The organism is Brucella haematophila, assembly GCF_005938105.1.
In the GTDB taxonomy this organism is placed as follows: Bacteria; Pseudomonadota; Alphaproteobacteria; order Rhizobiales; family Rhizobiaceae; genus Brucella; species Brucella haematophila.
In genome coordinates this window covers 51,393-71,752 of record NZ_VCPE01000008.1, presented here as the reverse complement: position 1 = coordinate 71,752, position 20,360 = coordinate 51,393, and the positions used below count along the sequence as shown (strand labels likewise).

Below are 20,360 nucleotides of genomic sequence, written 5' to 3'. Positions count from 1 at the left end.
CCTATGGGAGAGCTGCATGAGTGATACGCAGAATTCCGGCGCTTTTGTTCTGGAAATGCAGGCTGTTGCCAAGTCTTACGGTCCCGTTCGGGTACTGGAAGATGTGGGTTTAAGCCTGCGACCGGGCGAGGTGCGCTGTCTTGCCGGTGAAAACGGGTCCGGTAAATCGACTTTGATCAAGATATTATCCGGTGTCGTTCGTGCCGACGCCGGGACGGTCACGATTGGCGGCAAGTTCATCGAAAATGACGCAAAAGCCGCGATAGCAGCGGGGCTTTCAGTCATCTATCAGGACTTTGCACTTTTCCCCAATCTGACGGTTTGGGAGAATGTCAGCTTTCTGGCGGCAGTGACCGAGAACAAGCGTTTCTTCAACCGCATGTCTGGACGTAAACGGGCGATTGAAACCCTTGCACGAATGAAGGTCGATATTGACCCCGATATTCTGGTTGAAACACTGCCAGTTGCTTCCAAGCAGCTGGTTGCCATTGCGCGTGCGCTTGCCAATGATGCGCGCATCATCGTCATGGATGAACCCACCACGGCCCTGACCCGCAGTGAGGTCGCCAAGCTTCTTGATATCGTCTTTGCACTGAAGGCTGAGGGCGTTGCCTTTCTGTTTGTCAGTCACAAGATCGAAGAGATCTTTGCTGTTTGCGACAGTGCCACAGTGCTGCGTGATGGCCATGTCGTGGTTGCAGGCCCGATTGATGAATTCGACCAAGCGCGCCTGGTGGAGGCAATGTCCGGTCGTCCAATTGACAGCCAGCGGCTGGCGCGTGAGGTGGTCACGCCTTCGGAAGCCATATTCAAAGTGCGCGATCTTGGACGACGCGGCCAGTTTGCCTCGATCAATCTCGATTTGCGCGCGGGCGAAATCATATCGGTGGTTGGTCTTCTTGGGTCAGGGCGAACGGAACTTGCGCTGGCTTTGTTTGGATGTCTTACGCCGGACGAGGGTCGCATTGAAGATGTGAATGGACCATTGCATCTCAGGGCTCCCGCAGACGCGATGGAACACGGCATCGCTTATGTGCCGGAAGATCGTCTGACAGAAGGCCTTTTTCTCAATCAGCCGATCCGTGAAAACATCATCGTCTCAAGTCTTGATGCGGATACTAAAGGTGGCATTGTCAGCGCGTCGAGCCTCACCGAGCGCGCGCGTGAAGCCGTTAAGCGGTTGCGTATCAAGACCCCCAGCGTCTTTCCACCTGTGGTTACGCTGTCGGGCGGCAATCAACAACGTGTCGTTCTGGCGCGATGGATGGAGAGAAAGCCGAAGCTGCTTATCCTCAATGGTCCGACGGTCGGCGTCGATGTTGGCTCCAAACGGGAAATCCACGAATTATTGCTCGCATTGAGCCGTTCGGGAACAGCGGTTCTGGTGGTGACTGACGACATCGGCGAAGCCATTGCACTGTCCGATACGATCAAGGTGATGGTGAAGGGACGAATTGTGGCCAGTTTCGATGCTGGTGATATCGACGAAGAAACGCTCTATCAGGAAGTCATTCGGGAGGACCGGCCATGAACAATTCGTTGATCCGGGTGCTCTCGACACCGCAGGGTGTGGTCTTTCTGACAGCTGTCGCCTTTGCAGTTGTGTTGAGCATTCTCAATCCCGCGTTCTTCTCGCCGGCAACGCTGATAGACCTGGCACGCAACTCACTGGTGACCGGAATATTTGCTCTGGGTGTCATGATGGTGCTGGCATCGGGCGGCATCGACGTATCCTGCACGGCAATCGGTGCCTTTGCCATGTACGCAACGGTAAAAATCGTCATGGGTATCGATATCCATGTTCCGATTATCGCCTATTTCGGTCTGGCGGCGCTCATTGGTGCCAGTCTAGGGCTCATCAACGGAATACTGGTCGGTGGGCTTGGTCTGCCGACGCTTATTGTCACCCTTGGTACGATGAGCCTTTTTCGGGGGGCATTACTGACCTTCGTCGGGACGGTCTACATCACGTCTGTGCCGCGCGAAGTTATCAGTTTCTCGCGCAGCATTCTGGTGCGGATGGAAAACGCATTGGGTCAGATGGTATCGCTTCCAATGTCATTCTTTGTTCTGGTAGGGGTCGCTATATTCGTCGCCTTCATCATGAACTTCACGCTGTTCGGGCGGAAAATTTACGCCATCGGCGGTTCTGAAGAAGCTGCCACTCGCATCGGCATACGTGTGGGGCGCGTCAAGCTATTGATCTATGTTCTGGCGGGCGCGATTGCCGGTCTGGCTGGAATGACACATATGACCCTGTCGCGCATGGCCAATCCGTTCGATCTGGTCGGCATGGAGCTGAACGTCATCGCAGCCGTTGTTCTTGGTGGAGCGCGAATAACAGGCGGTCACGGTACAGTACTCGGGACGCTACTTGGTGTATTTGTCATCACAATGATCAATACGACGCTGTTGATGGCGGGTGTGCCATCCTATTGGCAAAAGGTCGTTATTGGTTGTCTGATTGTGGTGGGTACGGGTTTGCCGATATTGATCGAACGATTGAGCCGGCATCGGGCGCGTCTGGCGCAGCCTTTGGGAGCGTGATAGGCGTCTATCGCGCGCGGCGAACAGTCACCGCGCGCGATTGTCTTTTCATTAGTCCTTGCGGGCTTTCTTCACGATGTTCATGAATTCCTTGGCACGTTCCGGATCGACTGCATTCCAGGTGTTGCCATCGACCTTCAGCGAAGAACCAACAATGCAGCCATCGGCAATCTTGAGGATGTCGGCGACGGTTGCATGACGCACGCCCGTATTGGCCAGAACCGCCGTGTTCGGCAGTACCCGCTTGACGGCTTCGAGGTCCGAAACATTGGCGGCTTCACCGGTGATCGTTCCCGACACCAGAACGGCATCGGGAATGGATGAGAACACAGCCGAACGTGCCCGGTCGGGGAGGGGGCGGCGATCCATTGAATCCGCGAATTCAGCAGATACGTTGTCCAGCATGACAAGATCCGAGCGGCCAAGACGATTGCGATAGCGCATCGTTTCACCCGCATTTGGCGTCCACGGCCCCATGTCGGAGGCATAAGTGCCGGTCAGGATTTCGCGCATGAAGGACGCACCGGTTGCTGTGGCCAAGGCGACCGAGCTTTTAGGGTCCCAGAGAACGTTGACGCCAAAAGGCTTTGCGATCTCACCACGCAGACGGCCAATGACATAGGCCATGGTTGCTGTGGAGGCGACATCGACAGCAAGTTCGTATGGACGGTCGTTTTCATTGCCGAACATAACGGCATCGACATCAGCGTCCTGCAATGCTGTGAGATCGCGACGCGCTGCCTCAACGATACCTTCGATGCCAGCTTCCGCGTCATAAAGCGGAGCGCCAGGCATCGGGTTAAGATGCACCATCGCGATGATGGGCTTCTTCGTCGGGAAAAGATCAAAAAACTTGCTCATGGTGAACCCCTTTGTTGTGCCCGTCTTCGGTTCAATCCGAAGACGGCGTTAGCTTCGTATTCTTCTTCCGACCTCTGGCCGGTTGATCTTCATGCAGTGTGTTCGCTCACATGTGAGCGCGCAGGATTGCCGGTAACTCTGTGTAGTGATGCAGGTAGTGATCGATTGGATTTCCTGGCTGTTCAGCCATACCGTAGCCGACCACCTTCATGCCTGCGGCACGCGCCGAGATTGCTCCCGTCAAACTGTCTTCGATTGCAATCATCTCGGCGGGAGCGAGCCGTAGCCGCTCAGCCGCAGCCAGATAAGGCTCTGGGTCCGGTTTGCCATGCCGCACATCATTGATGCTGATGGAAAAGCGCAGCTTGTCTGCAATTCCAAGCGCGGCGATGTTGGTGTCGACAATGTTGCGACCGGAATTCGAGACGCATACCTGCAACAGACCGTAGTCCTTTGCCGCGTCCATTGCTTCCAGGACGCCCGTGATGGGCCGAAGTTCGCCCGCATGGGCGATGTAATGGTCACGAATGCGTTCGATCCATGGCTCAAAGCTCAAATCGGCTGGCAGTCGCGGTTTGACCACTTCAAAGACGGCATCCATATGGACCCCGCGAAATCGTTCTTCTGGAATATCGCTGAGATCGGTGCCGAAATGTGCCGTACCGGTCAGAAGTGCCTTATGGTGAAGCGGCTCACTATCAACGAGCGTACCGTCTATATCCCATGCGATGGCTTTGATCGTCATCGTTGTGATTACTCTCTGTAAAGCGGCTTGAGGTTGGTGTAAATCTCGCGGAAACGTTGATAACCGCTGTTGTAAGTCGCAGCATTTTCGGGTCTCGGCAGGATGAGATCGCCGTTTTCAACGAAGGCGGAAATTCCCGACCAGCCATCGACTGCCTCTGCGCCCACAGCCGCCGCCCAGGCTGCGCCTAATGACGAGCCGGGATGCCCTTTGAGCTGACGAATTGGAGCCTGTAGTACGTCCGCCACGATCTGCATCCAGACGCGGCTGTTGGCGCCGCCGTCGGAGGCGAGATATTGCTTGGGGTGATGCCCCATATCCTGAAGCACTTCGATATGATGGCGCGCAGCATAGGCATAGGCCTCAAGCAACGCACGCCATACATGGCCGACCTTGTGATTGAGGCTAAGACCGGTAATGGTGCCTCGGGCGAAGGGGTCATGGATAGGGGTCTTCTCGCCAAGGAAATATGGGACAATCGCCACGCCGTCAGCGCCTGCATCGATTTTCGCGGCAAGCGTGTCGAGATGTTGGTGCAGGCTTAGACCTGCATCAATTGCGGCCTGCTTTTCGCCGCCTGCAAAGTTCTCGGCAAACCAGTTAAGCCCGGAGCCACCGGTCGACATGCAACCATTCGGCATGTAAAGCCCCGGCACCAGATGATAATCGAGGAACAGGCGCGGATCGGGCGCTGCCTTTGCTGTCGCAACCAGAATATCCAGCGCACCACCAAATTTGAGCAGTACCTGACCTTCTTGCGATACACCTGCCGCAAGCGCCGAGGCAATCATATCGGCAGCACCGCCGACAACCAGTGTTCCCTCTGCAAGGCCCGTAGAGAGGGCCGCAGATTTCGTTATTGTTCCCATGACCGCATGGGATGAAACCTTCGCAGGAACGACCGACAAAGCCAGATGGGTGAGGGCGATCAATTCCGGGGACAGTTCGTCGGTTGCGATGTCGACAAAACCGGCTTCCAGAGCCCAGTTTTGTTCAATCCGCCGTTCTCCGGTCAGCTTCCAGTTAATGTAGTCGTAGGAACCGAAAACGGTTGCGATCCTGGCAAAGACCTCCGGTTCGTGCCGTTCGATCCAGCGCAGCTTGGTGGCGACAAGCTGCTGGTTTATGCCGTTGCCTGCTTTGGTAATAAATTCGGCTTCATCAATTTCATTACGCAGTTCGGCGACCTCAGCGGCGACACGTCCATCGCTTTGCTGAATGCTTGGTCGAAGCACAGCACCATTCTCGTCCAGGAGAACAACGGCGGGCAACATACCGGTCACACCAACACCAACAATCTCTGAGGCTGCGATGCCGGCTGTGCCAATCAGCTCTTGAATGATGGCACAGCAATTGCTCCACCATTGTTCCGGGTCTTCTTCTGCCCAGCCGGGCTGACGCGACGTCAAGGTAACGGGTCGGGATGTGATGCCGAGCACTTCGTCCGGAAGTCGCACGAGAATGCCGATAGTAGAGGTGGTGCCGATATCAAGACCTAGAACGCAGCTCATGGAAATTTCCGGTCAAATGCCTGTAACAGGGGGAGCTATGATGATTTCGACATTCGCTCTGGAAAGCGCGCTGGCGATATTCGGAGGAGGGGCTGCATCGCTGATCAGGGTGTCGATTTCGTCGAGATCGGCGATCCTGATGAGGGACATATGGTTGAACTTGGCGCTATGGCAGAGAAGCACCTTGCGATTGGCGCGGCGCAGGTAAACCCGCTTCAGGTCACTATCTTCCGGCGAATAATCGAAGAGACCATCTGCCGTAATGCCCGAAACGCCAATAAAGGCGATATCAAACCACAGGCGCTCAAACTCGTCACAGGCCGACTTGCCACAGATGGAAAGTTCTTCACCGCGGATCTGACCCGCAGGGACATAGACTTCGCGCTGTGCGCCGCCGAGAAGCTGCGCGGTCCGGAGGCTGGACGTAAAAAACTTGACGCCCACGGTGTCACACAGGGCTTCCGCGAGCAGATAAGTGGTGGACCCGACATCAAGCGCCAAGCTCATGCGGCGTTCAACAAGCTCCAGTGCCTTGGCAACGATGCTCATTTTTTCGGGATTGTGTTCGCGCAGGCGAGCTGAAAAAGCAGGTTCCTCGCGGTCGAGAAAAGGTTCCGGCGCGTCATCATCGATGACGGCTCCGCCATGCGTTCGAACCAGCAGACCGTCGCGCTCCAGTTCAATGAGATCGCGACGAATGGTCATTTCCGAGACGCCAAGTTCAGCAGCGATATCAACAACCTGGAGGAATCCACGCTTGCGTGCGGCGTCGACGAGATGGGCATGGCGAACGCGGGCAGGCAGCCGTTTTGCTTCCGCTGGCTGGATGTCCTTTTGCTTGTCCGTCATGCTTTCCTCCGGTGGTTCGACCAGACATTCAACTTATTCATTAGGAGAAGGATCGAACAAAATCAATCGCAAAAAAACATAAACGAACATAATTTTATGTATTGCCAACATAATCAAACAGTGAATATGCTTTTTCGTGATCGATAACATTCGTTCCGAGGGTGAACAAAATGACAAACGCTGCAATGCCGGGCAAACTGGCCAGCGAACTGAACGGCAAGCGCGCCATTGTGACGGGTGCAGCTTCCGGCATAGGCAATGCGATTGCGCGTGCATTGGCGCGCCATGGCGTTCGTATTGCAATTGCCGATATCAACGGTGATGCTGCGAAACGCGCAGCAAGCGAATTTGGCGGCGATGCTGTCGGACTGGCGATGGATGTCAGCCAGCGCGCATCCGTCGAGGCAGGCTTCGATGCTCTGATCGCCCAATGGGGTGGTCTTGATATTGTCGCGGCAAATGCTGGTGTTTCCACGATGAACCGTGCGGTCGACCTCACTGACAAAGAGTGGGACTTCAATTTCGACGTTAATACACGTGGCGTGTTTCTGACCAACCAGATCGCCGCCCGCTATTTTCTCGCCAGCGACACCAAGGGCGTGATCGTCAATACGGCATCGCTTGCCGCCAAGATTGGGGCACCGCTTTTGGCCCATTATTCAGCAAGCAAATTTGCAGTTCTTGGTTGGACACAAGCACTGGCGCGTGAACTCGCGCCGAATGGAATTCGCGTGAATGCGGTTTGTCCCGGCTTCGTCAAAACCTCCATGCAATCACGTGAAGTGGAATGGGAAGCAGAACTGCGCGGCATTACACCTGAACAGGTCATTGCCGATTATGTATCACAGACCCCGCTTGGTCGTCTCGAAGAGCCGGAAGACGTCGCCGAAGTTGTCGTCTTCCTCTGCTCGGATGGCGCGCGCTTCATGACCGGACAAGGCATCAATGTGACCGGCGGCGTCTATACGACCTAGTGCAGACAAGGCGCTTCACGCCAGATGTGAAGCGCCCACGAACAAGAATGGCTGACAAAGTGCAGTCACCTCCAGGGGAATAACGGCGGCCGGCTAAAAATGGCCCGTGTCGCTGATCGTGCAGAAGGGTAGACCTGAATGGCGTCGATCGAACTAGAACACGTCTCCAAACTATACGCCAATGGCGCCTATGGGGTGCGTGATGTCGATCTCAAGATCGAGGACGGCGAGTTTGTAATTTTTCTCGGACCATCTGGTTGCGGGAAATCGACGACATTGCGCATGATTGCAGGACTTGAGGGCATCACCTCTGGCGACCTGCGTATTGGCGGTAAATCCGTGACGCGGCTCCCACCAAAAGATCGTAATGTTGCGGTCGTGTTTCAGTCCTATGCGCTCTATCCGCATATGACTGTGCGGCAGAATATGGGCTTCGGCCTCAAGATGCGTGGCGTGCCCGCTGCCGAGATTGCAGCCAAGGTTTCCGATGCTGCCAATATGCTGGGGCTGAACAAATATATTGATCGCAAACCCGCCGCACTGTCCGGCGGGCAGCGTCAGCGCGTTGCGCTTGGCCGGGCGATTGTCCGCGAGCCCAACGCCTTTCTTCTCGACGAACCGCTATCAAACCTTGATGCCCAACTGCGTGCTGAAATGCGGCTTGAACTGGTCAAGCTGCATCGCAGGCTTGGCAAGACCATCATCCATGTGACGCATGATCAGGTCGAGGCCATGACCATGGGAGATCGCATCTGTATCATGCGCGACGGCGTGATGGTTCAGGTGGGGGCTCCTCTGGAGGTCTACGCCAATCCTGCGGATACGTTCGTTGCAAAGTTTCTGGCGACGCCGCCGATGAACCTCATCCCTGTGCAACTCACGTCATCTGGCGATGGCAAGTTGCAGGCAAAGGGTGATGGCGTCGATATTCGTATTCCAGCGATGCACAAGCCGCATTATGCGGCCAGCAGCGGCAAACCGCTTCTGTTAGGTATCAGGCCTGAAGACATTTACGAAGCCCAGAACAATCCCGATTGGCAGCCGCTTGATCTGACTGTTGTTGCGGTCGAAAAACTGGGTGTCGAGACAGTCGTCATCGGGCAGATTGGAAACGACAAGCCGCTGGAACTGAATGCCCGCGTCAGCCGCCACTTTACCGCCGAAGTCGGGCAAAAGGTACGGTTGTTCATTGATACGAGACCGATGCATCTTTTTGATGCCGAGACCGAAAAGGTGATCAAACGACCACCGTTAGAACCCGGCCTTGTGACGGTCTAGGAGATGGCGATGCGCAAGATAGTCATCCATACGGGTCTTTTCATCGTATCGCTTGCGATCCTGTTACCATTGCTGTGGACATTGCGAACAAGCTTTGTTCCAGAGCAGATGGCCTATTCCACCGAACTGATGCCGCAGTTCACTTTCCAGAACTATGTGGATCTGTTCACGCAAAAACGCTTTGGCGTTTATTACCTTAACAGTCTGATTGTGGCGACGGGGTCTGTGTTACTCGCGCTGCCCTTTGCGGCAATGACGGGCTATGCCTTTGCGCGCTTCAAGACCGGTGGTCCGCTGGCCCGCTTCACCGTGCTTGCTACACAGATGCTTCCGCCCGTGGCGATTGTCTTGCCAGCCTTCATGCTGTTTCGCTCCGTGGGCATGACCAATTCTGTGCTCGGCCTGACGATTGCGTATGCTGCAATCAATCTGCCGTTCCTGATCTGGATTCTCATGGGTTTCTTCGAGGGTATTCCTGTCGATCTGGAATGGGCAGCGCAGACAGATGGTGCCAGCGCCTGGGGTGCGTTCTGGCGTATCGTCGTGCCTGTTTCTCTGCCCGGTATTGCAGCGGCAGGTGTGCTGGGTTTCATCCTTGCCTGGAACGAATTCCTGTTTGCACTGGTGCTGAGCGGCCCGGCGACAGCGACCGTGCCGGTCGGTCTCGCCTCCCTACAGACCTCCAACGGGGTTCAGATTGCGAAAGTGGCGGCGGGCGTCATTCTGGCCATTTTGCCGCTCGTGATCGCATCGCGTTTCATCCAGCGCTTCATCGTGCAGGGGCTCACATTCGGCAGCGTCAAATGACGCCAAGATAAATTGCATGCGGGTAAACATAACAAAGGGAACCACGAAAATGCTGAAATATGGGAACAAGTTAATGGCGGGTGTCAGCCTGCTTCTGCTGGCGGGAATGGGATACGCACAGGCGGAAACCGTCACGCTGCGCGCCCTGATGGAAGATGTGCCCGAAACGCACATCATTGAAAAACTGCTGCCGGACTTCGAGAAGGAAACCGGCATCAAGGTGGAATTTGAAAAGGTGGGCTATGGCGATATGCATGACAAGCTCGCCACGCAGCTTGTCTCGCCAGAAAGCTATTACAATCTCCTTGAGGTCGACTTCCTGTGGGCGGGCGAATTTCCCGCTGCCGGTTGGTTGACCGATCTGAAGCCTCTCGCCGAACGCGACAAGCTTGATCTGTCGGAGTTTATCCCCTCTACACTCGATCTGCTTGGCCGGACCGATCAGGCGATGCCGATCCTGCCGATGTACAACTACTCGATGGGCATGCTTTATCGAAAAGACTTGCTGGAAGATCCAAAGCTCAAGGAAGCTTACAAAAGCGAGTTCAATGCCGAGCTGAAGAAGCCCGAAACGCTTGAAGACTATGTGCAGGTCGCCAAATTCATGAAGGCGAAGGCAAATGTTGCGGGCGCGGCGATGCAGGGCCAGCGTGGCGATCCGAACAGCATGGAGTTCTCCAATTATCTGTTCTCGGCAGGTGGCGGCTATCTCGACAAGGACCGCAAGGTTACGCTCGACAGCCCGGAAGCAGTCAAGGCGCTGACACTCTATGTCGATGCAATCAAGAATGCGGCGCAACAAGGCGCACTGTCCGCCACGCTGGATGACACCATGCGCCTGATGTGCAGCGGTGAAGCCTTCAGCATGGTCACCTATTGGTGGATGCTGCCTCAGATGGACAATGCCGAAAAATGCCCGAATGTTGCGGGCAAGGTCGGCCTTTCCGTCATGCCGGGTGGTCATGGCGAAAGCGGCGGCTGGGGTTGGGGCATTCCAAAGAACGCATCGCCGGAAGCACAGGAAGCAGCCTGGACATTCATCAAGTGGGTTCAGAGCAAAAAGATCGGCATTGCACGTGCGCTTGAGGGCCACGCGCCTGTCAGCGAAGCTGTCTACAAGGATGCAGATGTTCTGAAGAAGTATCCGTTCTATGAGCAGGCTTTGGATGTCGTGGCTTCCGGAAAGTCGTTCCCGATATTCGCCTATTCGGCGCAGTATGAAGATGTTCTCGGCACGCAAGTATCGCAGGCGGCAGGCGGGGAGATTACGCCGGATGCAGCCATAAAGGCAGCCGCTTCCGGTCTGGAAGACCTTCTCAAGAAATAATGCTCTTGCCGCCCTGTCTGTTGAAGGGGAGGGCGGCAAAGAATCTTCAGTTTCACCCCGCCGGCATTCTAGGAAACGTTCGTATGTCCACGTCCACCACTGCAATCGACCGTACCTGGAAAACCGGCTGGGCGTTTTCCCTGCCAGGATTGTTGACCCTTGCAGTCGTCATGGGGCTGCCGCTTCTCTATGCAGTCCTGATGTCGATTTCCTCGATGACACTGATGCGGCCATCGCTGTTACCGTTCACGGGCTTTGAAAACTACGCGCGGATCATGAGCAACGCGCAATTCTGGAGTTCACTATGGCTGACGGTCAAATATTCGATCGTCACCGTGGTTGCAGAATTCATACTCGGGCTAGGGATCGCGCTCATGCTGAACGCGGTCGTGAAAACCAAGCCGATCTATTTCGCAATCCTGACCATTCCTATGGCCATGTCTCCGGTCAGTGTCGCCCTTATCTGGCGTATGCTGCTGCAGCCCAATCTGGGTATCGTGAACCACATGATGGAGACCATAGGCCTGCCAAGGCTTGACTGGCTCGGCTCGTCGGACCTCGCGATCTGGTCTATGGCCGCCATCGATATCTGGCAGCAGACATCCTTTGTCGTGCTTATCCTGGCCGCTGGGCTGGCTTCGCTGCCGCGCGACCCTTACGAGGCGGCGGAAGTGGACGGAGCGGGCAAGATCGAACAGTTTTGGTATCTGACACTGCCGATGCTGCGTCCCGTTGCGGCCATCGCCATTATCATCCAATTGATCAACGAGTTCCGCACCTATGATCTGACCTATGTTCTCACAAAGGGCGGCCCCGGCACGTCGACGGAAGTCTTGAGCTTCTTTGCCTATAGACAGGCGTTCCTCGGGCTGTCTCTCAACGAGGGTTCGGCAGCAGCATTCATCCTGCTTCTGATCGTGCTCGTCATAACAATCGTCTTCTTCTGGGTTCTAGAAAACAGACGGTTTCGGGACGTTGGCTAACCATTAGCAATACTGTGCAGCTTCCGCCTTACTTCATTTCGGGCAGAAGCAACCGTTCAGAACACCAGTTCCAAACAGCATCGACGGCCTTTCTCGGTGAGGTCGACCGTTTGCGGACAAGGTAATAATCCGGTTCTATTATGATTGTAGGCTCGGCCACTTGCACCAATCGTCCGGCCGCCAAGTCGGATGCAACGAAGGCTCGACACGCGAGGGCAACCCCCTGACCGGAGAGTGCTGCATCCAGTGCAAGTGCTGTCTGGTTGAACATCGCACCTGGCAGTTTTCCTTTTGAGCCAAGAAGCTCGGGCCAGTGATTATGCGCATCGTGCAGAAGTGGCATTTCCCGAAGCTGCTCGCTTGTCAGCGGCAAAGGCCTACCGTCGATGAGATAGGGGCTGGCAACAGCTACCAGTTCCTGACGAAACAACAGTTTTGCATCAAGCGTAGACGGGAAAGGCGGTCGTGTGAGGCGCAGCGCTATGTCCACATTGTCCCGGTCGAAATCGGAAACCGCCTCGGTCGCAACGGTGCGCAATTCCACGCCTGCAAGGTCGGCATGAAGTCTGGCCAGCCTTGGAATGAGAAGTTTCGCCGCGACAGTCGGCGTAACGCTGATCGTAACCGTCTCCGGTCTGTCCAGAAGCCGTCCAGTCGCTTCTCCAAGCGTATCGAAGGCACGGGTCACATCCGCCAGATAGTTCGCACCTTGCGTAGTCAGGGCTAGCCCACGTGGCAGGCGATGAAACAGCGTCAGGCCAAGATGATCCTCCAGTGCACGAACTTGTTGCGCGACAGCGCCTTGCGTGACACGCAATTCATCGGCAGCGGCACGGAAATTCAGTCTGCGGCCCGAAGCTTCAAAGGCGCGCAGGGCATTCAACGGCGGCAGTTTACGGCGTGACGGGTTCATGAAGTAGCCTGTAGATTTTCTACAGTATAACGTGTTTCTTTCTGGCGCGAAAGTCTCATCGAAATTTGGCATAGTGTGCTCAATATCGAAACAAAGGAGCCTTTGATGTCTGGAGAAAAAGTTGCAATCATCACCGCTGGCGGTTCCGGCATGGGCGCAGCGGCTGCACGGAAGCTGGCGCAGGATGGATATCGCGTTGCGATCTTGTCGTCATCCGGCAAGGGCGAAGCGCTGGCGCAGGAATTGGGCGGCGTGGGCGTCACCGGTTCAAATCTGGTCAATGACGATGTGAAGCGACTTGTCGATCTGGCGATGGACAAGTGGGGCAGGGTGGATGCACTGGTTAATTCTGCCGGTCACGGTCCGCGTGCGCCGATCCTCGAAATTACCGATGAAGACTGGCATAAGGGCATGGAGGTTTACTTCCTGAGCGCCGTGCGCCCGATCCGTCTGGTAACGCCAATTATGGAAGCGCAGGGCGGCGGCGCTATCGTCAACATTTCGACGGCATGGGCCTCGGAGCCTTCGGCTATGTTTCCGACTTCGGCGACATTCCGAGCCGGTTTGGCTAGCTTTACGAAGATATTCGCGGATAATTATGCCGCCAAGAACATCCGTATGAACAATGTGCTGCCCGGCTGGATTGACAGCCTTCCGTCTACCGACGAGCGGCGCGACAGCGTGCCGATGAATCGCTATGGCACTGCAGAGGAAATTGCCGCGACGATCGCGTTTCTGGTGTCTGATGGGGCAGGTTATATCACTGGGCAGAACCTTCGCGTCGATGGTGGTGTGACCCGTTCTGTCTAAATGGGGCTTGTCTGCAACAATCAAGAAGCGGTGCCGGCTATTAGGTCAGCGCCGCTTCTTATCGTATGGGGAGATGCTGAATGGATAACGTCACGGAAGTGGAACTTGCCGCATGGGCCGAGCTTGAAGCGGCGGCGTCTTCTCCGGAATCCGGCTTCCGTTATGTGAATCTCTGTTCGGTCGATGCTGATAACACCCCGCAGGCGCGAATGGTTGTATTGAGGCGAACCGACGTGGCCAAACGGGTGCTCGAATTCCACACGGATACCCGCAGCGCCAAGTGGCGTGAGTTTGGCGCGCGTCCTTATGCGACGGTGCTCGGTTATTGTTCACAGACGCGTTTGCAGCTTCGTTTGCAGGGAACCGTCGAACTTCACGCGCCGGGTAGCGCGGTTGCCGAAACGGCTTGGGATGTGCTCCCCGCCAGGACGCGTGGGACCTATACGGGAGGGCCGCCTGGAGACGAACGCGCCTTTGTGACTGACGAACAGCCCTTTTTATCGGAACTAGCAGACGGTGGTGATGGTAAAGAGCACTTCGGCGTGCTGGCTTTTCGAGCGGGTATGCTGGATTGGTTTCAGCTTCGGCGGGAGGGTAATCGCAGGGCGCGATTCAGCTATGACGCTGCGGGCGTGGTCATGGCCTCCGAGTGGATCAACCCTTGATATGAAACCACATCGCTTGCAAATTCCACTTCAAGCCACATGTACCCTAGCCAAACAATTGAATCGCGTAATCTATCTTATGGAACGTCAGGAAAGCCTGAGTGCACAACGCAGCCGATCAGATAACTCGTTCAGCATTGCCCATCGCAACGATTTCGGTTCGATTACGACCGTTGTTCTTTGCGGTGTATAGTGCTTTATCCGCGCGTATCATCACATCATCAAATTTGGTTGGCGCATTGCGCGTCACGAGTCCAATTGAAACCGTCACCGATATGGATGCGTTCTCTATCGCGAACCTGCTCTCAGCCACCGCATTGCGGATATGTTCCGCTGCTAACTCAGCATCCAGACTGCTTTTCTCACCAAAGATAATAACGAATTCCTCACCACCCGTCCGGGCGATGAAGTCGTCTGCTTCCAAGACACTTTTCAATCTCTGCGCAAGCGTTTGCAGGACAAGATCGCCTGCAAAATGGCCATAGGTATCATTGATGGATTTAAACCAGTCAATGTCCAGAACCGCTACTGCGCGACGCCTCGAATTTTCGTCGTTGGATTCTATAATCGATGTGCCATAAGCTATCAGTGAGCGGCGGTTCGGAAGATCCGTTAGATAATCGCGAGACGCGGCATTCTGCCAACGCCGCTTCACCTGATCGGAGCACATCAGCAGGAATGTTGTTGTCCCAATAACAGGCAGTACCGATAAAAAGACCGGCGTGACGCTGTTCATCCAATGGGTGTTGTCGGCTATTGTGAAGTTCGCTTTCGTATCCAGCGATACATATAAAATTGCACGAAGTATCGTTGTAAATGCGGCCATCATATAGATGACCGCCATTGCGAACCGGCTCCGGGATTGATACTCCGCTGAATGTTCCCGACTGATCAAGATAGACGTGGAGGCCAACATGATGATGGCCCAAAGTACCGATACTATAACCACACGCACTTTGATATCAGGGACATAGATTACGTAATAGAGGAATGCGAGCATCCCAAAAAGCGGTACCAGCAGCACATTTGAATAGAGCGGCAAACCGTGAAACCGCCTTATAGCAACATGGTACATGCTGAGCGCCAGAACCAGAACCACATTTGCGACAATGACGGTGAGATCTTTGGGTAAGTAAACTTCAGCCGCAAAAATCCCGCAGCCCAATGCCACAAGAAGTGTAGCCCATTGCCAAATACGGGCAGCGGGACGCAAGGCAGCTGGAAAATCCGAAAGGATGGCACTCAGAACACCACCATTTGCAAGAATGATCAGCATGACTGTGATATAAACTGACTTTGCGTCCATGCCCCGCCCTCTTCGATACTGAAGAAGTCGAAATGCTCCCCAGGTCGCCGGAATTCTTTATATTAAATATGCTTATTTTCCCAAATCAAATTCAAGATAGCAAGTAGTTCCTAAGAGATACTAACAACTATAATACATAGCGCGCTCATTGATAAATGCACAAGAATTGATAATTGCAGTATCGTAGAGTGAAATGCCGGTTTTTACCTGTTCAGCATTTTCCGCATTTGTTGATTTTCGGTGTTGAGCTTTTGGGCCAGTTGGCGTTTTAACGCGGTATTCTCGGCCTCAAGCTCAGCCAGTTCATCCAGAATGTCAGCTACGGCTTTAGGAGCTGGTTTGGCTTTCACCGGCTTGTCAACAATTGGCTTCAAGCGACGGCGCGCATTGACTTTTTTCTTGGCTGGAATTGGTGAAACTGTAGCTTCGGCGGTGACAGGCGCTTCTGGTTCCGACGAGGCTATGCTCGCTTTTGTGGCAACAGGTTCTGGTATATCGGCAATGAGGATCTTCGGCTCAGTCTTGGCTTCTATCTGTGGCGTTGGCGCGTGGACAGGTGCGGCTGGTTCATTGCCTGCCTGGGAGGCAGCAGGCGTTACGGGGTCGGCAGATGTCGGCGCCTTGGTATCTTCTTCCACTTCCCGCGCAATCGACTTCAGATCAAGGTTGCCCCACAGCGCATTGCCACTCTTGCGCGCACGCCGGTTCTTATATTCAACGACAACATTGCGGATTGGATTCTTCATCCGAAAATAGCTTTCTCAATCAAATTCGTGGAAGTGCACCGACAGGTACTGTGCTCTACCTACAGATTTCAGCCTCAGTTTTCAACAATCAATCCTGCTTCATAATAGATCGTCTCACCATGCTGATGTGATGGCATCTCTTCATAAATTGTCAAAGTAATGGCACTTATAGTTGCATTAAGCATTGTCCCATATATTCGGCACCCGGAAAGCTGACCCGAGTATCAATTCAGGAGAAACTGAACATGGCTGATGAAACCATTGTAGAAGCAAACCAGACCGCTGCAGCTGAGCCTGTGAGCGCCAAGCCGAAAACCCGCGCACCGCGCAAGAAGGCTGAGCCTAAAGCTGCGTCTGCCAAACCAGCTGCCAAGGCTCCCAAAGCGGCAAAGGCTGCGTCTGCCCCCAAGGCCGCCAAGGTTGTTGCAACTGCTGCGGCACCGACTGGTCGTAAGGTGAAGAAATATACACCAGCTGAACGCGCTTCCATTCTTGCTTCGGTTGAAAAGGCCACCAAGGGCGGCAAGACCACGCTGAAGGCTGCATTGCAGCATGCTGAAGTCAGCGAGCAGACCTACTACAACTGGAAGAACGCTGCAGGAAAGACCGCAGCTCCGGCGGCCGCGAAGGCATCACCAACGAGCGACGATCTGAAGGCGCTTGTAGCACTGGAAGCTGAAAACCTGAAGCTGCGCAAGGAACTGGCGGCAAAGCTCCGTTCCGAAAACACCGAACTGCGCAAGCGTCTCGGCAAGTTATAACAAACAGCCTATCGGGACAGCCCCTGCCCCGACCCTACCAAACAGGTGACCTGTGTAAACGCAGGCCACCTGTTTTCGTTTTGCAATCTACTGTGGAGCGCAATTCGGCAAAAGGTGTCCCTGACTATGTACCTCTCACCACTTCACTCTAAAGCCCAGCGTCCCTTTATAGGCGTAGCTGTCGCCGAAGTCAGCAAGGCTGGTATTGATAGCACCCTCGCCATAGATCGAGTATTTTTCGCTGTTCCAGTTATAGCTGCCACCAAGCCCGATGCCGCCCCACAGCCGCTCGTTCTCATTGGCAAATGTGGTTTCCGAAACATCCACTTTCGTTCCTTCGAGGAACTCATAGTAGAGGTTTGCGATGCCATAGACCTGTGTTCTGTCGATCAAGCCACTAGCATTGTACCAGGAGTTTTGATGCTCGATGGCGACACCAAGGCGGCCTTGCAGGCTTTCGCCGCGATCAAGACTGATACGCGCTCCGAAGACATCGTTGAAGATGTCGAAGTCAACCTTCGAATAGGTCAATTCCGCTTGCGGTGTGATCGACCAGTTTTGATTGAGTGTGTGGCAAGAAAAGCAATCTCGAGAGGCTTGGCGCATTTGTGCGAGCGGGAAATGCTAAGCTCGTTTGTCTGTCTGATACACTAAAAGAGCTATCACCCGATCTCGTGCAGAAGGCCGGCGTGTAAGCCGTCAGCTACAGTCAATTGGATGCCATTCAAGGTGACGTATTGAACTGCGCCGGATTTGCCGGAGACCCCAACTCGTGAGAAGTAGGATCTAAGACAAGCAGGACGACGAACAAATTTTCTCCTGAAGTCCGAGCCCGCGCTGTTCGAATGGTGGTCGAGCATGAAGCTGAACATCCATCGCGGTCGGCGGCTGTTTGCTTGATAGCCGCCAAGATCGGCTGCTCGGCGCTTACGCTCAATGAATGGGTTAAGAAGGCCGAGGTGGACAGCGGCAAGCGTGCTGGTTTGCCGAGTGAGGTCGCGGAGAAAATGAAGGCTCTGGAGCGGGAGAACCGCGAGCTTCGTCAGGCCAATGAGATTTTACGCAAAGCCTCGGCGTATTTTGCCCAGGCGGAGCTCGACCGCCCACTGAAGCGATGATTTCTTTCATCGACGAACACCGCTCGGTGCTCGGGGTCGAGCCGATTTGCAGACTGCTGCCGATTGCCCCGTCCACCTATTATGAGGTCATCGCCAAGCGAACGGACGTGGATTGCTTGGCGGCCCGCGCCCGGAGCGACACGGCCATGAAGATCGAGATACGCCGGGTGTTCAACGAGAACTTCCAGGTCTATGGCGTGCGGAAAGTCTGGCGACAGTTGCGGCGAGAAGGCTTCGATGTCGCTTGCTGCACCGTCGCACGGCTCATGAGAATGATGGGACTTCAAGGCATCATTCGCGGCAAGCCAGTCAAAACCACCGTGTCGGACACGTCCGCTCCATGCCCACTCGACCGGGTGAACCGACAGTTCTTCGCTCCAGCGCCGAACATGCTGTGGTTATCCGATTTCACTTATGTCGCGACCTGGCAGGGCTTCGGTTACGTGGCCCTCGTCATTGATGCCTTCGCCCGCCGCATCGTCGGGTGGCGGGCAAGCCGAACGGCCCATGCGGCTTTTGTGCTCGATGCCCACGACCAGGCGCTTCATGATCGGCAGCCCGTCCAGCGCGGCGGACTGGTTCACCATTCCGATCGCGGCTCGCAATACGTGTCCATTCGCTATTCCGAGCGGTTGGCGGAAGCAGGCATCGAGCCTTCCGCAGGAAGTGTTGGCGACAGTTATGACAACGCTCTCGCCGAAACGATCAACGGTCTTTGCAAGGCCGAGGTCATCCATCGACGTGGGCCGTGGCGCAACTTCGAAGCCGTGGAGTTCGCCACGCTCGAATGGGTCGATTGGTTCAACAACCGCCGCCTTCTGGAGCCCGTCGGAAACATACCGCCAGCCGAGGCCGAAGAACGATACTACGCCATGCTGGACGAACCAGCATTGGCCGCATAACTTAAACCAAACGGTCTCCGGCAAACCCGGCGCGGTTCATATCGCTGGATCCGCTTCAACCTGATGAACCGGCTTATATCCAGTTTTCGTCAGGTTCAACGGCAGAGCCGAAAGGTATTCGTATCTCACAAGAAGCGGTGTGCCATAATGTAGGGGGAATATTGCGTGAGTGCATTGAAATTACCGCCGAAGATCGCGCCTTCTCGTGGCTGCCATTCTATCACGACATGGGGCTGGTCGGCTTTTCTATAGCGCCGCTGTTTTCTCAAACGACCGTGGACTACATGGCACCTGCGACATTTGCCAGACGTCCGGTACTACGGCTACAGTTGATGTCCCGAAACAGGTCTACAATCACCTACGCACCGGTCTTCGGTTACAGGCTTGCCGCACAGCGGCTCAAGCAGTCAGACAGCGATCTTGATCTTTCTTCTCTTCGGGTTTCAGGAGTCGGAGGGGATATGATTGATCTTCGTAAGCTCAATGATTTTGCCAAAGCCATGGCACAGTTCGGATTCCACGAAGCATCGTTTACGCTAAGTTATGGACTTGCGGAGTCCACGCTTCTGGTCAGTTTTCGCCACGGTCTTCGTGAAGAGATGGTCAATCGCAAAGGACTGGAGGAAAATCTAGTAATATCCACTGAACGAGACGAACCGGATACACGCTTGTTGGCTGTGTGCGGCAGACCGTTGAACGGTCATGAGATTAAAATCTGTGCTTCCGACGGAACTCCCCTGCCCGAAGGCCAGATTGGCCAAATATGCATTCGCGGCCCCAGCCTGATGTCCGGCTATTGCGACGGGTCGCTTCAGTCAATGAAGCGGATTGCGGATACCGACTTCTTGGATACAGACGATGCGGGGTTCATGAAAGACGGCGAGCTGATTGTCACCGGTCGCTTCAAGGACATGATAGCAATCAATGGCCGCAACATCTGGCCGCAAGACATTGAACAGACTGTCAATGCTGTTCCGGAGTTGCAGAATACGCGCGTTGCAGCTTTTGCTGTCGATAGCGATTGTTCCGAGGTCATTGTCATCCTGGTTGAATACAGGAGCACACAGCGAGATAACGCCGAAATGCTCAAAAGGCAGATCACCGCGGCGGTCAATTCCAGCATTGGCATAACGCCCCATATAAAACTGGTCCGCCCCGGTAGCCTGCCCATGACATCGTCCGGTAAATTGAGCCGCGCGGGTGCCCGCACGGCTTATCTGTCGGGCACAATTGCCAAGACATAATCACAGCTCAAAC

At 54.9% G+C, this 20,360-nt stretch carries 19 protein-coding genes, 1 pseudogene and 1 other annotated feature; of the genes and pseudogenes, 12 read left to right on the top strand and 8 right to left on the bottom strand.

What is annotated here, in order from left to right; genetic code table 11:
• Window positions 1-16 precede the first annotated feature (16 nt).
• Together FGI60_RS13270 and FGI60_RS13265 are read left to right on the top strand one after the other, a co-directional pair.
• A complete protein-coding gene (locus tag FGI60_RS13270; protein WP_138785598.1) occupies window positions 17-1,531 on the top strand; it encodes a sugar ABC transporter ATP-binding protein in 1,515 nt (504 codons plus the stop codon).
• The gene (locus FGI60_RS13265) at window positions 1,528-2,547 is read left to right on the top strand and encodes an ABC transporter permease (RefSeq protein WP_138785597.1); all 1,020 of its coding nucleotides are present in this window, start codon (window positions 1,528-1,530) and stop codon (window positions 2,545-2,547) included. The genes FGI60_RS13270 and FGI60_RS13265 overlap by 4 nt, the downstream gene beginning before the upstream one ends.
• Window positions 2,548-2,598: 51 nt before the next feature.
• On the opposite strand, the gene FGI60_RS13260 is transcribed toward FGI60_RS13265, so the two are convergent.
• The 4 genes from FGI60_RS13260 to FGI60_RS13245 all read right to left on the bottom strand — a co-directional run bounded on the left by FGI60_RS13260 (window position 2,599) and on the right by FGI60_RS13245 (window position 6,513).
• Complete coding sequence (locus tag FGI60_RS13260; protein ID WP_109365979.1) at window positions 2,599-3,408, bottom strand: BtpA/SgcQ family protein; 810 nt, start codon at window positions 3,406-3,408, stop codon at window positions 2,599-2,601.
• Window positions 3,409-3,514: 106 nt separating this feature from the next.
• Window positions 3,515-4,153 carry an HAD family hydrolase gene (locus tag FGI60_RS13255; protein WP_138785596.1) on the bottom strand — a complete coding sequence of 213 codons (639 nt, stop codon included), beginning with the start codon at window positions 4,151-4,153 and terminating at the stop codon, window positions 3,515-3,517.
• A gap of 8 nt (window positions 4,154-4,161) precedes the next feature.
• A complete protein-coding gene (locus FGI60_RS13250; protein ID WP_138785595.1) occupies window positions 4,162-5,664 on the bottom strand; it encodes an FGGY-family carbohydrate kinase in 1,503 nt (500 codons plus the stop codon).
• Between the two features lie 12 nt (window positions 5,665-5,676).
• Window positions 5,677-6,513 carry a DeoR/GlpR family DNA-binding transcription regulator gene (locus FGI60_RS13245; RefSeq protein WP_138785594.1) on the bottom strand — a complete coding sequence of 279 codons (837 nt, stop codon included), beginning with the start codon at window positions 6,511-6,513 and terminating at the stop codon, window positions 5,677-5,679.
• 170 nt (window positions 6,514-6,683) lie between these two features.
• On the opposite strand from FGI60_RS13245, the gene FGI60_RS13240 reads away from it, so the two are divergent.
• The 5 genes from FGI60_RS13240 (at window position 6,684) to FGI60_RS13220 (ending at window position 11,882) form a co-directional block, all read left to right on the top strand.
• A complete protein-coding gene (locus tag FGI60_RS13240) occupies window positions 6,684-7,487 on the top strand; it encodes an SDR family NAD(P)-dependent oxidoreductase (protein ID WP_235889807.1) in 804 nt (267 codons plus the stop codon).
• Between the two features lie 138 nt (window positions 7,488-7,625).
• Window positions 7,626-8,765: an ABC transporter ATP-binding protein gene (locus tag FGI60_RS13235; protein WP_138785593.1), complete on the top strand. Its 1,140-nt coding sequence runs from the start codon at window positions 7,626-7,628 to the stop codon at window positions 8,763-8,765.
• A gap of 9 nt (window positions 8,766-8,774) precedes the next feature.
• Window positions 8,775-9,572, top strand: a complete 798-nt coding sequence (locus FGI60_RS13230; protein WP_078337097.1) for a carbohydrate ABC transporter permease — start codon at window positions 8,775-8,777, stop codon at window positions 9,570-9,572.
• A 73-nt stretch (window positions 9,573-9,645) separates the two neighbouring features.
• On the top strand, window positions 9,646-10,899 hold the full coding sequence (locus tag FGI60_RS13225; protein WP_235889806.1) for an extracellular solute-binding protein: 1,254 nt from the start codon (window positions 9,646-9,648) through the stop codon (window positions 10,897-10,899).
• Between the two features lie 83 nt (window positions 10,900-10,982).
• Window positions 10,983-11,882 carry a carbohydrate ABC transporter permease gene (locus FGI60_RS13220; protein WP_138785591.1) on the top strand — a complete coding sequence of 300 codons (900 nt, stop codon included), beginning with the start codon at window positions 10,983-10,985 and terminating at the stop codon, window positions 11,880-11,882.
• Between the two features lie 28 nt (window positions 11,883-11,910).
• Here the strand turns inward: FGI60_RS13220 and FGI60_RS13215 are convergent, their stop codons facing one another.
• Window positions 11,911-12,795 carry a LysR substrate-binding domain-containing protein gene (locus FGI60_RS13215; protein WP_138785590.1) on the bottom strand — a complete coding sequence of 295 codons (885 nt, stop codon included), beginning with the start codon at window positions 12,793-12,795 and terminating at the stop codon, window positions 11,911-11,913.
• A 105-nt stretch (window positions 12,796-12,900) separates the two neighbouring features.
• On the opposite strand from FGI60_RS13215, the gene FGI60_RS13210 reads away from it, so the two are divergent.
• Both FGI60_RS13210 and FGI60_RS13205 read left to right on the top strand, forming a co-directional pair.
• Entirely contained in the window at window positions 12,901-13,605 is a 705-nt protein-coding gene (locus tag FGI60_RS13210) for an SDR family oxidoreductase (protein WP_138785589.1), read from the top strand.
• Between the two features lie 80 nt (window positions 13,606-13,685).
• The gene (locus FGI60_RS13205; protein WP_138785588.1) at window positions 13,686-14,270 is read left to right on the top strand and encodes a pyridoxamine 5'-phosphate oxidase family protein; all 585 of its coding nucleotides are present in this window, start codon (window positions 13,686-13,688) and stop codon (window positions 14,268-14,270) included.
• Between the two features lie 118 nt (window positions 14,271-14,388).
• Here the strand turns inward: FGI60_RS13205 and FGI60_RS13200 are convergent, their stop codons facing one another.
• Together FGI60_RS13200 and FGI60_RS13195 are read right to left on the bottom strand one after the other, a co-directional pair.
• Window positions 14,389-15,576: a GGDEF domain-containing protein gene (locus FGI60_RS13200; RefSeq protein ID WP_138785587.1), complete on the bottom strand. Its 1,188-nt coding sequence runs from the start codon at window positions 15,574-15,576 to the stop codon at window positions 14,389-14,391.
• Between the two features lie 203 nt (window positions 15,577-15,779).
• Window positions 15,780-16,322: a hypothetical protein gene (locus FGI60_RS13195; RefSeq protein ID WP_138785586.1), complete on the bottom strand. Its 543-nt coding sequence runs from the start codon at window positions 16,320-16,322 to the stop codon at window positions 15,780-15,782.
• Window positions 16,323-16,567: 245 nt separating this feature from the next.
• Between FGI60_RS13195 and FGI60_RS13190 the strand changes: the two genes are divergently transcribed.
• Window positions 16,568-17,083 carry a transposase gene (locus FGI60_RS13190; protein WP_138785585.1) on the top strand — a complete coding sequence of 172 codons (516 nt, stop codon included), beginning with the start codon at window positions 16,568-16,570 and terminating at the stop codon, window positions 17,081-17,083.
• 135 nt (window positions 17,084-17,218) lie between these two features.
• Here the strand turns inward: FGI60_RS13190 and FGI60_RS13185 are convergent.
• Window positions 17,219-17,650, bottom strand: a pseudogene (locus tag FGI60_RS13185) (autotransporter outer membrane beta-barrel domain-containing protein); the annotation flags it as partial.
• A 278-nt stretch (window positions 17,651-17,928) separates the two neighbouring features.
• Between FGI60_RS13185 and FGI60_RS13180 the strand changes: the two are divergent.
• Window positions 17,929-19,103, top strand: a protein-coding gene (locus FGI60_RS13180; protein ID WP_210238442.1) for an IS3 family transposase whose coding sequence is annotated in 2 segments (ribosomal slippage) — window positions 17,929-18,163 and window positions 18,163-19,103 — 1,176 coding nt in all. Because the reading frame shifts where the segments join, the coding sequence is not laid out codon by codon here.
• Window positions 18,156-18,272 (top strand) — a sequence feature (AL1L pseudoknot). (Overlaps the previous gene by 117 nt.)
• A 38-nt stretch (window positions 19,104-19,141) precedes the next feature.
• The gene (locus FGI60_RS13175) at window positions 19,142-20,347 is read left to right on the top strand and encodes an AMP-binding protein (RefSeq protein WP_328592655.1); all 1,206 of its coding nucleotides are present in this window, start codon (window positions 19,142-19,144) and stop codon (window positions 20,345-20,347) included.
• The last annotated feature ends 13 nt before the right edge of the window (window positions 20,348-20,360 follow it).